Origin of the sequence: Undibacterium pigrum (genome assembly GCF_003201815.1) — a bacterium.
Taxonomy (GTDB): Bacteria; Pseudomonadota; Gammaproteobacteria; order Burkholderiales; family Burkholderiaceae_D; genus Undibacterium; species Undibacterium pigrum.
This window is the reverse complement of sequence record NZ_QJKB01000002.1, coordinates 822,224-836,770: the sequence shown is the minus strand read 5'-3', so window position 1 is coordinate 836,770 and position 14,547 is coordinate 822,224. Positions and strand designations below refer to the sequence as shown.

The 14,547-nt window shown below is 51.6% G+C and carries 12 protein-coding genes; 7 read left to right on the top strand and 5 right to left on the bottom strand.

Annotated elements, in window-relative coordinates; translation table 11 throughout:
- Positions 1 to 21 precede the first annotated feature (21 nt).
- Complete coding sequence (locus DFR42_RS10700; protein ID WP_110254924.1) at positions 22 to 2,313, bottom strand: TonB-dependent receptor; 2,292 nt, start codon at positions 2,311 to 2,313, stop codon at positions 22 to 24.
- Between the two features lie 413 nt (positions 2,314 to 2,726).
- Here DFR42_RS10700 and DFR42_RS10695 point away from each other — a divergent pair, with 413 nt between their 5' ends.
- The 4 genes from DFR42_RS10695 to DFR42_RS10680 all read left to right on the top strand — a co-directional run bounded on the left by DFR42_RS10695 (position 2,727) and on the right by DFR42_RS10680 (position 6,842).
- Positions 2,727 to 3,638 carry a LysR family transcriptional regulator gene (locus DFR42_RS10695; RefSeq protein WP_110254923.1) on the top strand — a complete coding sequence of 304 codons (912 nt, stop codon included), beginning with the start codon at positions 2,727 to 2,729 and terminating at the stop codon, positions 3,636 to 3,638.
- An 83-nt stretch (positions 3,639 to 3,721) separates the two neighbouring features.
- Positions 3,722 to 4,303 (top strand): sigma-70 family RNA polymerase sigma factor, encoded by a 582-nt coding sequence (locus DFR42_RS10690; RefSeq protein ID WP_110255027.1) that lies wholly within the window; start codon positions 3,722 to 3,724, stop codon positions 4,301 to 4,303.
- The gene (locus DFR42_RS10685; protein WP_110254922.1) at positions 4,303 to 5,037 is read left to right on the top strand and encodes an anti-sigma factor; all 735 of its coding nucleotides are present in this window, start codon (positions 4,303 to 4,305) and stop codon (positions 5,035 to 5,037) included. Before DFR42_RS10690 ends, DFR42_RS10685 begins: the two co-directional genes overlap by 1 nt.
- A 461-nt stretch (positions 5,038 to 5,498) precedes the next feature.
- On the top strand, positions 5,499 to 6,842 hold the full coding sequence (locus DFR42_RS10680; RefSeq protein WP_110254921.1) for a DUF4214 domain-containing protein: 1,344 nt from the start codon (positions 5,499 to 5,501) through the stop codon (positions 6,840 to 6,842).
- Between the two features lie 180 nt (positions 6,843 to 7,022).
- Here the strand turns inward: DFR42_RS10680 and fahA are convergent, their stop codons facing one another.
- Both fahA and hmgA read right to left on the bottom strand, forming a co-directional pair.
- Positions 7,023 to 8,354 (bottom strand): fumarylacetoacetase, encoded by a 1,332-nt coding sequence (gene fahA, locus DFR42_RS10675; protein WP_110254920.1) that lies wholly within the window; start codon positions 8,352 to 8,354, stop codon positions 7,023 to 7,025.
- Positions 8,355 to 9,674 carry a homogentisate 1,2-dioxygenase gene (hmgA, locus tag DFR42_RS10670; RefSeq protein WP_110255026.1) on the bottom strand — a complete coding sequence of 440 codons (1,320 nt, stop codon included), beginning with the start codon at positions 9,672 to 9,674 and terminating at the stop codon, positions 8,355 to 8,357.
- A 115-nt stretch (positions 9,675 to 9,789) separates the two neighbouring features.
- Between hmgA and DFR42_RS10665 the strand changes: the two genes are divergently transcribed.
- Positions 9,790 to 10,695 (top strand): LysR family transcriptional regulator, encoded by a 906-nt coding sequence (locus DFR42_RS10665; protein ID WP_110254919.1) that lies wholly within the window; start codon positions 9,790 to 9,792, stop codon positions 10,693 to 10,695.
- Positions 10,696 to 10,808: 113 nt separating this feature from the next.
- Positions 10,809 to 11,945 carry an alpha-hydroxy acid oxidase gene (locus DFR42_RS10660; RefSeq protein ID WP_110254918.1) on the top strand — a complete coding sequence of 379 codons (1,137 nt, stop codon included), beginning with the start codon at positions 10,809 to 10,811 and terminating at the stop codon, positions 11,943 to 11,945.
- A gap of 6 nt (positions 11,946 to 11,951) precedes the next feature.
- Here DFR42_RS10660 and DFR42_RS10655 read toward each other — a convergent pair whose 3' ends face one another.
- Both DFR42_RS10655 and DFR42_RS10650 read right to left on the bottom strand, forming a co-directional pair.
- Positions 11,952 to 13,238 (bottom strand): carbohydrate porin, encoded by a 1,287-nt coding sequence (locus tag DFR42_RS10655; RefSeq protein WP_110254917.1) that lies wholly within the window; start codon positions 13,236 to 13,238, stop codon positions 11,952 to 11,954.
- Positions 13,239 to 13,534: 296 nt separating this feature from the next.
- A complete protein-coding gene (locus tag DFR42_RS10650; RefSeq protein ID WP_110254916.1) occupies positions 13,535 to 14,017 on the bottom strand; it encodes an Hsp20 family protein in 483 nt (160 codons plus the stop codon).
- Positions 14,018 to 14,270: 253 nt separating this feature from the next.
- On the opposite strand from DFR42_RS10650, the gene DFR42_RS10645 reads away from it, so the two are divergent.
- The coding region (locus DFR42_RS10645) for a thymidine kinase (protein WP_425450874.1) at positions 14,271 to 14,547 on the top strand (277 nt) is incomplete at its 3' end.

The window sequence follows — 14,547 nt, the reverse complement described above, 5'->3', positions numbered from 1 at the left end:
TATCCTCTCGCTGTCACCGGACTAGAAACGGTATTCCACCGTAGCCGAGACTGTTCTTGGATTGCCATAGAAAGCTGTCGTGCTGCCTTCCAGGCCCAAGGTCGGGAACAAATAACCAGCTACCTTGTACCTGGTATTGCTGAGGTTCTTGCTATGCAGGCCAGCACGCAGACGCTTGTCGGTGCTGGTCCAGACCAGGCTGGCATCCCACAGCGAATAGGCATCCTGATCCAGCAGTGCATTTGGTGTCTCGAACTGATTGGTCGCGCCACGATAGGAATAGCTGGAGATCAGTGACAGCGTGCCGTTCTTGCCTATCATGCTCAGTGGCCAATCATAGCTGGCAGTCAGGTTGGCAGATTGCTTGGGTGTATTCTGGAATACTTTCTGGCTGGCGACATCGACACCGGCGACAATGAATTGCGTGTACTTGGCATCGATATAGCTGAACATACCAGACAAGCGGAAGGCGTCAGTGATGCGCGCTGTTGCTTCCAGCTCAAAACCCCTGATGCGGGCCTTGCCTGCATTGGTGGTCACACCGGCGAAATTATCGTCCTTGCCGTCACCATCCGTATCGACGGCGACTGAGCCGGGTATCTGTACGTTCTTGTAGTTACTGAAGAACAGGGCGGCATTGGTCATGATGCGGCCCTTGTCGAATTGTGACTTCAGGCCCAGTTCCACGGTTTCAATTTCTTCAGGCTCGTAACCACTTTTTGCCTTGGCCAGACTGATCTTGGTGCCAACCACATTCATGCGTGGATCAAAGCCACCGCCCTTGAAACCTTGCGACCAGGATGCATAGACATTGTTATCGGCATTGGCTTTCCAGTTCAAAGACAGGCGCGGGGTGAACTTGGTATCAGTGCGGTCAAGATCAGCCTTGCTCAGATTGGTATCGGTGCGGAACAATACCGCGCCAGGGTTGCCCAGTTCTGGCGAGCCCTTGGTGCCCAGATACAACTGGCGCAAGACTGCGGCCTGGCGCGTGTCCGAGGTATAGCGACCACCGGCAGAAACGCTGACAGTGTCTGTCAGGCTCATGCTGCCATCGGCAAACACGGCCCATGCCTTGGTATCTACATCACCCATGGTGTACACCGACAAAGGCAGGGCACCATTCAGGAGCGTATCGAATTTATTATAGGCATTGGCATCGATGTAGTAGACACCAGCCACACCCTGTATGGTTTTTCCGCTATAACTGAGTTGCAATTCCTGGCTGAACTGGCGATTCTTGTAAACGGCTGGTGCTTCCAGATCGACGGTAGGCAAAGAGTCAAAGTCGATAGGTGCATAAGATGTATCGCGACGGCTGGCGGTGATGGATTTCAAAGTCAGTTCATTGTTGATCTGCCATTCCACCAGGGCAGAAGCGCCTGTCTGCTTCACCTGTTGCAAATGGCCCAGCGCCGTCGTCAGATTGGCGCGGGTATCAAATACATTGTCGAGCACCGGTGCCTTGCTGGCATTACCCACGGTCAGGCGGTGACCATTCTTGGGGCTGGAATCATCCTGGCTGGTATCGGCAGAGAGGCGGATGAACAGGCTGGAAGTTGGCGTAAATTCTGCACTGAGGCGGGCGGCGGCAACGTCCTTGTCATAGTTCTCAGCACCCGTCAGCAGGTTCTTGCCATAGCCATTGCGCTTGAATTTTGCCAGGCTGGCACCGACTCTGACCGTATCGGATACTGGTGTGCTGGCGGTCAGTACCGCATCGGTCTGGCCATAAGTACCGACAGTCGCTTTCAGGCGTACATCGGTTTCCGGCCGCAGTTTGCGTGTCACATATTTGACCGCACCACCTATGGTATTACGGCCATACAAGGTGCCCTGCGGACCACGCAAGACTTCTATGCGTTCTACATCGTAGATATCAGCCACGGCACCTTGCGGGCGTGCGATGTAGACATCATCGAGATAAATACCGACACCGGCTTCAAAACCAGCCAACGGATCTTGCTGGCCAACACCGCGGATAAAGGCCGTCAGCGTGGAGTTGGTCGCACGCGAGGCTTTCATGGTGGTATTGGGTAAACTCTGTACCAGACCGATGATGTCTGGCACAGCGGTTTTGGAGAGCTGCTCAGCAGAGTAGGCAGTGACGGAGACCGGCACATCTTGCAGGGATTCTTCACGGCGGCGGGCAGTCACGACTACCGTAGTCGGTTCGGCATTAGCGGCTTCATTCGTTGCCGGTGCCGTGGTTTGTGCCTGGCTCATGCCGCTGCCTGCCACTGTGCCTGATGCGACCAGCAATGCTGCGGCGGACCGACGTAAGAATTTCTGCCTTCTCTTGCTCTGGTTCATTTCTGTCTCCTGTATTTTTTATGTGCGCCTTTTAGAACGCGTTTACGATCTATAGCGAGCCAGCGTCAGCGGGGTTGAGGGTAACAAAAACGCAGCGCAAAAAGCGGAATGTACTTAAGTACATGAGCATTTTGAGCAGCGCATGAGCCCCGATCACGCTTGCGCAGTAAGATCGCAAACACGTTCTTACATGTTGTATGTCGCATGGCAGGCAGTGTGCACGGAAAGAAAAAACCTAGAAAGCGCATGCACGCCCACCCTTTGTGCATAAATGCACATCAGAGTGAAGGCGTGGTAATTGAAACCGCTTAAAACTGCTCAGTTGTTGTGCAAAACCCCCAATTCTTTCATTCTTGCAAAGAAGAAATGGATTAAATCTTGCTGGCATATGTGCTTTACCGCACAATTGACCCATGAATAGCATGCCTGAATGGACTGACCTGCGTTACTTCCTGGAGCTTGCCCGTGCGGGCACGCTGTCTGGTGCGTCGCGCCGCCTGGCGGTGGAACATACCACTGTGGCACGTCGCATAGACCGGCTGGAGACACAACTGGGCTCCACCCTGTTTGACCGCAGCCGGGAAGGCTATGAGCTGACCGAAATGGGCCATGCCCTGCTGCCGCACGCAGAAGCCATGGAAAGCGCGGCCCTGACAGCCACCGATCAACTGGGCGCTGCCAGTGTCTCAGCCCATGGCGTGGTGCGCCTGGGTGTACCAGAAATGCTGGGCACTCTGGTGATTGCCCCACTATTGGTGCATCTGTTAAAAGACCACCCCGATCTGAGTGTAGATTTGCTGGTGCAGCCACGCTTCGCCAATCTGGCAACCCGTGAGGCCGACCTGGGTGTCATGCTGGACCCACCGAATACCGGGCGCTATGTATTCACCCGTCTGGTGACTTTCAGGCTTAACCTGTATGCGTCGCCAGATTATCTGGCACGCCACCCGCCGATACGAACAGAAGCCGATCTGGCCAATCATGAATTTGTCGATTATGTACAAGACCGCCTGGCCAGCAGCGAACTCAATTTTCTCGACAAACTGGGCTTCACACCGAAACGGCGCTTGTGCTGTACAGGCATGATGGCGCAGTGTGAGGCCGCAGCGGCTGGCATGGGCCTGATCATGGCTCCACCCTATGCCATCCCGGCCAGCGGCAGCCTGGTGCCTGTTTTGCAAGACAGCTTTTTTACCGAGCGTTCCTACTGGCTGGCCGCACCGAGCGACCTGTACCGCCTGCAAAGGGTGCGCGTGGTCTGGAACCTCTTGCGTGAATATGCCGAACAACACCCTTCTCTGTTCATGCATACAGAAAAGCAATAAGTATTGATACATGCAAAATCGACTAAAATCAGCCTTGCCCTGCCAAATTCAGCTCCATAACCCAGCCAAGATTGGATAAGCAATTGCCCACTGCCGCTCTGGATACCAGCCAGTTACAAAACTGGCTAGCCGCCGTCGCCCGCAAAGACGCTCAGGCATTTAAATTTCTGTATGACGCTACTTCAGCGAAACTGTTTGGCTTCGCGCTGCGTATATTAGTTAAGCGTGAGTTGGCAGAAGAGGTTTTACAAGAGAGTTTTGTCAACATCTGGAATAACGCGGGCAGTTATCAGGCCGGTCTGGCAGCACCCATGACCTGGATGACAACTATCGTACGCAATCGCGCTTTTGATCTCTTGCGTCGTGTGGATCACGATGTGGAAATCGATGCTGACAATTTTGATATGGGAATCATGCAAGCCATGGAAAGCACTGAAACTACACCGGCACGGGCGCTGGAAATGACTGAGGATGCCAAAGCACTGGCCTCCTGCATGTCACGCCTGGAAGGTTTGCACAGGCAGGCAATGGCGATGGCATTTTTCCATGATCTCTCACATAGCGAGGTAGCAGATCACATGAAATTGCCGATAGGGACGGTCAAGACCTGGATCAGGCGCGGACTCGACAAGTTGCGTACCTGCCTCACACGTCTGGAGGCATGATGAACTTACACCAAATCAAAAGCAATCCGGCTTTGCAGGAAAAACTGGCTTCTGAATATGTGCTGGGTACCTTACGCGGTGGCGCACGCCGTCGTTTTGACGCGTGGCTGAAACAGGATGCAGCCTTGCGCCAGGTGGTAGGCCAATGGGAAGCACATCTCGTCCCGATGGCTGAATTTTCACCAGCTGTCACAGCACCGGCAACAGTCTGGCCAGCGCTGGAAAAACGCCTGAACCTGAGCACCACCAGAGACCCATGGGCCTACTGGCGCAACTGGGGCAAGCTGCGCGAAGACCTGGCTTTCTGGCGTGGCCTGGGCATGTTCTCAACTACCGCCGCCGTGATACTGGTATCTGTCTTGCTGAGCAAACAGGCGGATCAACAGGCGACACCACAAACCAATTATGTCGCCACTTTGTCGGATGACAAGGCACAGGCTATCGCAGTGATTACTGGCGACAGCAAACGCGGCCAGTTACAGATACGTATGGTGACAGCGCAAAACATCGCTGCTGACAAGAGCCTGGAATTATGGGCAGTGGGCAAAGATGGCAAAGTCAAATCGCTGGGTCTGGTCGCCGACAAAGGTATCATCACTTTGCCTATGCCCAAGGACATGACTGCAGACAGCGTACCTTTGCTGGCAGTGACGCTGGAACCAAAAGGTGGATCGGGTAATCCTGAAAAACCATCCGGACCGATTATATTCAAAGGTAACTGGGTACAAATTTAGCATATCCCACATCTGAAATGACATGCCCTGATAACGGAGAGTTAGCAGGGCATGTTGCTACAGACTGTAGCAGTGGAAACAGAAATAAATGCCGCGCATGCGAAAGATTTTCTGTTCTGGTCTAACACCACTTTTTCACCAAAAAAATCTGCATTACTGCATGTTGAAATCAATGAATTCTTCATTCATATTTCGATATAGATTCACACTGTTTAATGCTGGCAAACAAGTGCTTGGCCAGCGTTGATGGCATGTATATTTCACCAAAAATTTTCTTTCCGCGCTGTTATTGAGCTGAAGTTCCACCCTATTTATTTTCCTTTTTATGTTCATCAAAATGTTGTGACACGCATCACAACACTGCATGATTTCAAGTGCTAATATCCGGCCAGAATTTGGAAGTGATATGACTATGCATTTATTGCAGACTTCCTCACCGCATTTTTTCAAAAGGAAAATTCATGGCCAACACAGCTCCGGATATACAAAAAATATACACTGCCTACTTCGGCAGGCCAGCAGATCCTATCGGTCTGGATTATTGGATGAAGCAAAATTTCTCGCTGACACAGATCGCTGATAGCTTTGCGCAGCAAGCTGAATACCAAAGATATTTTGGAGGCCACACCATAGAAGAAACGCTTAAGCTGATGTATAAAAACCTGTTCTCACACGATGCCGATGCTGCTGGCCTGGCTTACTGGAGCGGAAAGATCAGTAGCGGCGTAGTCAGCCTGGGTCAGGCCGCACTGGCCATTGCCAATGGCGCAATCGGCGCTGATGCCATTACGCTTGCCAGCAAAAACAGCATGGCAGAGTCATTTACTGCTGAGCTGACGACAGTTGAACTACTGGTTGTTTACCAACACGATGTCGCAGGAATATCCGGCTCAAGTATAGGCAGAGATTTTCTGAGCCTGGTAAGCAGCCCTGCAACAGCCAGCTTATTGAGTGGATATACACATTCCATCGTGACTGATTTAGCCAATGTCCCAGGGGGCTACGGACGCGACCTGATTAATGTCCTGCGCCTGGATTTCGCTCAGGGTACACATTTTTTCAAAGGCGATGTCAGCCTGGCAGGTGGTCCAGGGGACGATGTCTTTCACATTACAGATGCACAATATGCCATGAGCACCACAATCGATGGCGGCGCTGGTGCGGACACACTGGATCTGGGCGTATTGACTGGCAGCAGAAACCTTAACAAGGTACGCAATATTGAAACCATCATCGTCAACGGCGGTGGTGGTGACTCGTTTGTCAATGCAGATGGTGCCGGAATCACGCTGAATTTCAACAAGGATGTCAGCTTGAGAGTTATCCAGCTCGGTAGTGGTGGACAAACCCTTAATCTGCTGGGGACCGGTAGCAGCCATGTCAACATTATGGGCAGCACGTCTGCAGATACCATCAAACTCTCTGCCGTTGGGGCTGGTGTAGAAACAATCATGGCCAAAGGTTCCTTATTTGGTGATGGCACACCAGATACGATATTCAATTTCAAGGCCGTTGGGGCCGATAGATTCTGGACGGGTGTCAAGGCTGGCAGCCTGAACAGTATCGCTATCGCTACAGCCGATACCGCACAATTAGCCGGCCTCATTGCTGACGCGGCTGCCAGCGCTGGCATTCCCTTGAGCGCTGCAAGCCAGGCTCTTTACATTACGATTTATTCAGGCACAGCCGCCGGTAACTATGCTTTTGAAAACATAGGCACTAACTTGAGTGCAGTCGATGCCGGGGATTTCATGGTAAAACTGGTGGGCAATGGCAGCATCATTGCTACAGACTTTGGAGGATGATTTTCTTCGTTTGCTTTTAGCAGCATGATCTCAAAAACTGAATTGAGCATGACCGGATCATGCGGTAAAAAAACATACAAAGCCATCACAGCAGGTTTGAGGAAATATGACGAAAAAAAACGGGACCATCGGTCCCGTTTGATAAGATACAGCTTCGATTCCTGTCGGCGGAATCCAGCATCAAGTCCTGGCTGGCAACAAAGTGCCCACAACCTCACCAAAGCCGATACGTGCCCAACCATCTTTTTGCGTCCAGCCGCGCATGATGATGGCGTCTCCATCTTCCATGAAAACACGTTGTTCGCCATTGCTGAAAGTCAGTGGCTTCTTGCCACCCTCAGTCAGTTCCAGCAGTGAACCTGCCTCTTCTGCCAATGGGCCGGATTGCGTACCTGAGCCCAGCAAATCACCCGGGTTGAGATTGCAGCCATTGACCGTATGATGGGTGACCAGTTGCGCTATCGTCCAGTAAGAATGGCGGAAGTTGGACAGCGACAAACGTTCTGCCGGCGCACCTTCAGTGCGCATTTTTTCTGTCTGCAACAAGACTTCCAGTTGTATATCGAAGGCACCGCTTTCACGCAAATCTGGTGCATCCAGATAAGCCATGGGTTGCGGGTCTTCTGCATCGCGTGTCCAGGCGAGGCGGTAAGGTGCCAGGGCTTCCAGTGTCACTACCCAGGGGGAAATAGTGGAAGCAAAATTCTTCGCCAGGAAAGGGCCCAGAGGCTGGTATTCCCATGCCTGCACATCACGGGCTGACCAGTCATTCAACAGGCACAGACCAAAGATATGGGATTCTGCCTTGTCCATATTAATGACATCGCCAAGCGCATTGCCGGGCCCGATGAAGATGCCGATTTCCATTTCATAATCCATGCGCTTGGCTGGACCAAAAACTGGGGTCTCGGATGTTGGCGGTTTGGTCTGACCTACCGGACGGCGGAATTGCTGGCCGGATACGCCTATCGAAGATGCGCGGCCATGGTAGCCAATAGGTACCCATTTGTAGTTTGGCAGCAAAGGATTATCCGGGCGAAATAATTTGCCAACCGCTGTCGCATGATGAACAGAAGTATAAAAGTCGGTGTAATCACCAATATGTGCAGGCAGGGCAAATTCTGCCACCGTTTGCGCCAGCAGGCAGGCTTGCAATGCACCTTGCTGGCTCGCACCTTCACGCAAAACGCGTGACAATGCCAGACGCAGGGCTGACCAGACTGGTGTACCCAGGCCCATCAGAGCATTCAGGTTGCTGGCATTGACGGCACTGGTGAAATGCCCGCCCTGCAATTCGGTATAACCGGCAAAAGCATGGGCTGCGTGGGCTGCCGCCAGGTCCAGCACCTGGTCGCCAATGGCAACACCGATACGGAATGCCTGGTTACTGCCCTGGCGACGGAACACGCCATACGGCAGGTTTTGCAGGGGGAAATCGGTGCCTGCCTGATTAGCCGTGGTGACCCAGCTGCGCAAGCTGGCATCATGGGTTTCGTTGAGTTGTACCGTCATTTATTTTTGCTCCGGATTGAAATTTTTCTTGATACCCTGCCAGCACTGGAAATAGTCAGCCTGCAATTGCGTGGCTTCCATGGCAGCGCGGGTAGGTTTGATGATATTGCGCGTTTCTATCATGAAGGCCATCGTATCATCGACTTTATGTGGCTTGCTGGTATCTGCTGCAGATGCCTTGTCAAAGGTCGGTGCATCGGGGCCATGACCGCTCATGCAATTATGCAGGCTGGCACCACCAGGGCGAAAACCGGTTGACTTGGCATCATACTGACCATGGATAAGGCCCATGAATTCACTGGCGATATTGCGGTGGAACCAGGGTGGGCGGAAAGTGTTTTCTGCCGCCAGCCAGCGTGGCGGGAAAATCACAAAGTCTATGGTATCCACACCTGGCGTATCGCTGGCTGCCTGCAAGACCAGGAAGATAGACGGATCAGGATGGTCATAGCTGATGGAGCCTATGGTATTGAAGTGGCGCAAATCATATTTGTAAGGCGCGAAATTGCCATGCCATGCCACCACATCCAGAGGTGAATGACCTATCTTTGCCGACCACAGATTACCGCTGAACTTGGCCAGCAATTCAAAATCACCTTCCTTGTCTTCATACCAGGCAACCGGGGTCTGGAAATCACGCGGATTGGCCAGACCGTTAGAGCCGATGACGCCAAGGTCTGGCAACTTCAAAATGGAACCAAAGTTTTCACAGACATAGCCACGGGCTTCACCATCTGGCAGGTGCACCTGGAAGCGTACACCACGCGGTATCACGGCGATTTCTTGCGGCTCTATATCAATCAAACCCATTTCGGTGCGGATATGCAGGCGACCTTGCTGGGGAATGATGAGCAGTTCAGCGTCAGCGTTGTAATAAAACCGCGTCGTCATGTCACGGTTGGCGGTGTAGATATGGATGGCACAGCCGGTCTGGGCATCGGCAGAACCATTGCCTGCCATGGTCATCCAGCCAGCGATGAAATCAGTTGCTTCTGCCGGTATCGGCATGGGGTCCCAGCGCAATTGATTTGGTGTTGTTGGTGTTGCACCAAAATCGTTAGTCATGCGGCCATTGCTGGCTTGCTGGAAAGGCTGGTGCATGGCAGCCGGGCGTATGCGATATACCCAGGAACGGCGGTTCACATGGCGCGGGGCGGTAAAGGCCGTGCCCGAGATTTGCTCGGCATACAGGCCATAGGCGCATTTCTGTGGGGAATTCTGGCTCTTGGGCAAGGCATCTGGCAATGCCTCGGTCGCGAATTCATTCGCAAAACCAGTCTGGTACTGAAGTTGAACTTCTCTTGCGTCATGCTTGCTCATCGCTGATCCTGCCATTCGTGTTTGAACAGACCTGAACTTTAATGCAAAGTGCTGTGTTTTACGATATAAATACAAAAATGTACTACATTCATAAGATCAATAATGGTGGAATATTATGCTGGAACCCAAAGACATAGACTTAAACCTGCTGGTGGTCTTCCAGGAAGTGTATCAAGACCGCCAGATATCCTCTGTCGCCCGCAAGCTGGGCTTGTCTCAGCCAGCAGTCAGCAACGCTCTGGCGCGCTTGCGGCGCAGTTTTGATGATGAATTATTTGTACGTACAGCAACGGGCATGCAACCCACGGCGCTAGCAGAACAACTGGCCGAGCCTGTGGCACTGGCACTGACCCATATCACTCAGGCCCTGAACCGTCAGGAAAACTTTGACCCCGCCAGCAGCAAGCGCCATTTCACGATCGCCATGACGGATGTGGGGGAAGTGTATTTCATGCCCATACTGGCAGAATTTCTGCATACCCAGGCACCACAGGTGCAATTATCGACCGTACGTGCCAGTGATATTGATTTGAAAACAGAAATGGAATCAGGCAGGGTTGATCTGGCCATAGGTGCGTTTGATCATTTATCAGATGCCTGGTACCAGCGCCGCCTGTTCCGGCAAAACTATGTCTGTATGTTCAGGCAAAGCCACCCGCTGGCGGCAGACAGACTGGAGATGAAGGATTTTCTGGCGGCACGTCATTTGATTGTTGCTTCAAATGAAAACCCTTATGCGAAAGTCAACCAAAGCCTGGAAAAAGCGGGCATCATCGCAGCCGCCCATTTGCGCGTCCCCCATTTTGTTGCCGTTCCCTACATAGTCAGTTGCAATGATTTGCTGGTGACCGTGCCGCAAAAGCTGGCCGAGCGTGCCGCCGCGCCCTTTGGCTTGCGCTATGTCAAACCGCCTTTGCGCCTGCCTGCTCTGCAAACCAATATGTTCTGGCACAGACGCTACAACCAGGATGCCGGTAATCAGTGGCTGCGTGGTCTGATCTCTGCACGCTTCCTTGAATAATATCCCGCACTGCTGAAAATCCTTCATGCAAAGTCTGAAAGCTTTTCTGCCATGCAAGTGTGCTTATCCCCTACACTAGACCTATATTATTTAACTAGCTGGAGTAATCCCTCATGCCTGTGATCACCTGTGTAGAAGATTTGCGCCTGCTGGCGAAAAAACGCGTACCAAAAGCATTTTATGATTATGCGGACAGCGGCTCTTACACAGAAGCGACTTACAAGGCCAATACTAACGACCTGGCATCCATCAAACTGAGACAGCGGGTTGCCATCAATGTAGAGCACCGCACTACCCGCACTACCATGATAGGCCAGGAAGTTGCCATGCCAGTGGCGATAGCACCTACCGGCCTGACTGGCATGCAATGGGCCAATGGTGAAATGCTGGGGGCGATTGCGGCAGAAAAATTCGGCATCCCCTTTACCTTATCGACCATGAGCATCTGTTCGATAGAAGATGTGGCCAGCGTCACCAGCAAGCCTTTCTGGTTCCAGCTATATGTCATGCGTGACCGCGGCTTTGTCAAAGAACTTATACAAAGGGCAAAGAATGCCAAATGCTCGGCCCTGGTACTCACCCTGGATTTGCAAATTTTGGGGCAGCGCCATAAAGACTTGAAAAACGGCATGTCGGTGCCGCCCAAGCTGACCCTGGCGAATGTCATTGATCTCGCTACCAAACCAGCCTGGGCACTGCGCGCTTTGACTGGCCGCAAGACTTTCGGCAATCTCGTCGGCCACGTCAAAGGTGGCGATGGCATAGTCACGCTGAGTCAATGGACGGCCAGCCAGTTTGACCCTACGCTGAGCTGGGACGATGTCGCCTGGATCAAGAAAGAATGGGGCGGCAAGCTGATACTCAAAGGCATACTCGATGTCGAGGATGCCAGGCTGGCGGTGGCCGCCGGTGCTGACGCCATTGTCGTCAGCAACCACGGTGGCCGCCAGCTTGATGGTGCGATGTCATCGATACAGGCTTTGCCAGCAATCGTCGATGCGGTGGGTCACCAGACCGAAGTCTGGTTTGACGGTGGTATACGCACAGGACAAGACATACTCAAGGCCACTGCCCTGGGTGCAAAGGGCAGCATGATAGGGCGTGCCTTTTTGTATAGCCTGGGTGCCATGGGTGAAGCAGGCGTCACTAAAATGCTGGAAATCTTACAGAGTGAACTGGATGTCAGCATGGCTTTGACGGGGACTAAGGATATACGTGAAGTGAACAAGTCCAGCATCATCTTGCCCTAAATTTTCCTAAATTCTTAAAACGCCACTTCCGTTCTCAAACTTAGCACCCAGGCTTTTTTTCAGCTTCGTATCCATATTCGGATTGAACACGCATTGCACCACTGGCTGTATCACCAGCCAGGGGCGTATTTGCATTTTATAAGTCGCCTCGACTACAGATTCAAAATTATCGGCCTTGTTGAGCTTGCGATATTTTTCACTGGCATGGGCATAGGTCATCCCCAGCGCCAGTTGATCCTCGCCACGTCCATCGAAAAGCCCAACATAATTCAAGCCCATGTTCACTGACCAGTCAGACTGGTTGATATCTTTCTGCGCCGTACCAAAACGCAAGAAGCCTTGCAAGCCCTGGCCAGGATGCCCGGCTTTTGGCAGCAACGTACGTTCTGTCAGGATATACCAGCCAAAATTCTTGCGTTGCACTGGCTTGCCATTGGCATCCAGGCTGATGAGGTCATCAAAGCTGGCGCTGTAGCGCCACATGCCTATGGCAGTTTTGTTGATGGCCTTTTCATCGCCACCAGGTTTTTCGCCATAATGCCCGGCCTCGGCCATGAGCAAGACGCCATCACCTTTATCAAACTTGATATGGCTGCCACGTGGGTTGGCCGGGTCACCCGGCACACCGTCGAGCAAGGCCATTTGGACATAAGTATTTTTGTCCGCCGATTTGTAGCGCAGGCGCGTACCAAAAGACGCCATGGGGTAGATGGGCGGCCCATTCTTGCCAGTCTGCCCAACAGAAATATTCATGCCCATGGCAGGTTGCAGAAATACGCCAGAACTGTCGGTCACATAAAATTCTGAATCGATGGCGTACAGGCCGACCAGCATAGCCAGCCTGTCATCAAGCATGCTCTTTTCCAGCCATAATGCCGAAAACTGAGCGGTATTGGTCCTGACTTCAATATTATCAACGCCGATTAAACTGCCGGTTTTTTGCAGGTTTGGTTTGCCGCCGAGTTCGCTATGGTATTGGGTATAGGCAGTCCAGCCTTCCCATCCCGCTAACTTGTTCAGGTCGAGGCGTATCCTGGCATCGGTATAAGATAGCCATCTGGTGCCGGTGGCGATACCACCATCTTGATTGCGTACGATGTCGCTACGATGCGTGAAATCCAGACTGATACCCTGGTCCAGCCAGGCCTGGCGCTGGCCATTCCAGTCGCCGGTGAGGGTAGTCAGATTCAAGTCGGTGCCGTCTTCCGCTGCATGAGCGGGTATATGCATGGCACAGTTCAGACATAGCAGCAGTCCCATCGAGAAAATGCCAGACTTCAGGGTCTTTCTCATAGGCAGCTCTATAAAATTATTCAGGGCATCAGCGGGTCATCAGCAAGTAATAAACTCGTGAATGATTATTGCTGCTGAAATGAGTTAAGTCACTGATTTTTGGCGCTATTTTACCCAAAAAGAGTAGACTTGCCACATAAAAATTTTATAAATATTGAAAAGCTCTTTTGCAAGCCAGCAGTTTTTTGGCAATAAAAAAAGCATGGGCAAACCCATGCTTTTTTACTTCATTTTTGGATGACTGGCCCATGTGTACGCATGGGCAAAACTTATTGCTTGATACTGCTTGATATTGCTTAAGCGACCTGACGTTGCAATTGATTTTGCGCCTGGTTTTGTGACTCTACCAGTTGCAGATTATCGCCATCAATCAGGATGCGGCGTGGTTTGTGTGCTTCTGGAATTTCACGTACCAGTTCGATATTCAGCAAGCCGTTATCGAGACGGGCGCTGACGACTTTGACATGATCTGCCAGACGGAAACGGTGTTCAAAATCACGTGAGGCAATACCACGGTGCAGGAAATTGCGTGTGCCTTCAGCCTTTTGGCGGCGACCTACAATTTTCAGTGTATCGCGTTCGGTTTCGATGTCGATTTCGCTGCGGTCAAAACCGGCAACTGCCATGGTGATCGCATATTTATCTTCGGCGATCAACTCAATATTGTAAGGGGGATAGCTGGGTGCATTTTCTGTACGTTGTGCATCATCGAACAATTGTGCGAGACGGTCAAAACCGATAGCGGAACGGTACAGAGGAGCGAAGTCAAAATTACGCATGATAATATCCTTATAAATTGAAGCGATATAAATTAAATGTTTAGAAACTATTTTTTAAAACTATTGCTTTTTACCTTCTTTCGCAGACCTCACGTTTGAGCATCTGCTGAGTAGAAAATGGTACTGGCTCAAAGAGTTTCAAGACCCAAAAATAAAATTTTTTTTACTTCAATAAAATTAATAACAGCGACTGTTCTCACCAGCAACATATGCCAGGTCGGCAACAGTCATCAGGAACCAACAGGAAACAGGCATGGCCAAGCTTTACTTCAGATATTCAGCAATGAACGCAGGGAAATCCACAGCGCTTTTACAAGTGGCACACAATTATGAAGAGCAGGGACAAAAAGTTCTTCTCTACACAGCTGCCATCGACAACCGTTACGGCGCAGGCAAAGTGACTTCGCGACTGGGGCCACAAAGACAGGCTGACGTCTTTGATAGCCATTTTGATTTTTTGGCAGAAACACCCAAGGTCAGTTGTGTGCTGGTGGATGAAGCGCAATTTCTGTCGGCAGATCAGGTGCGGC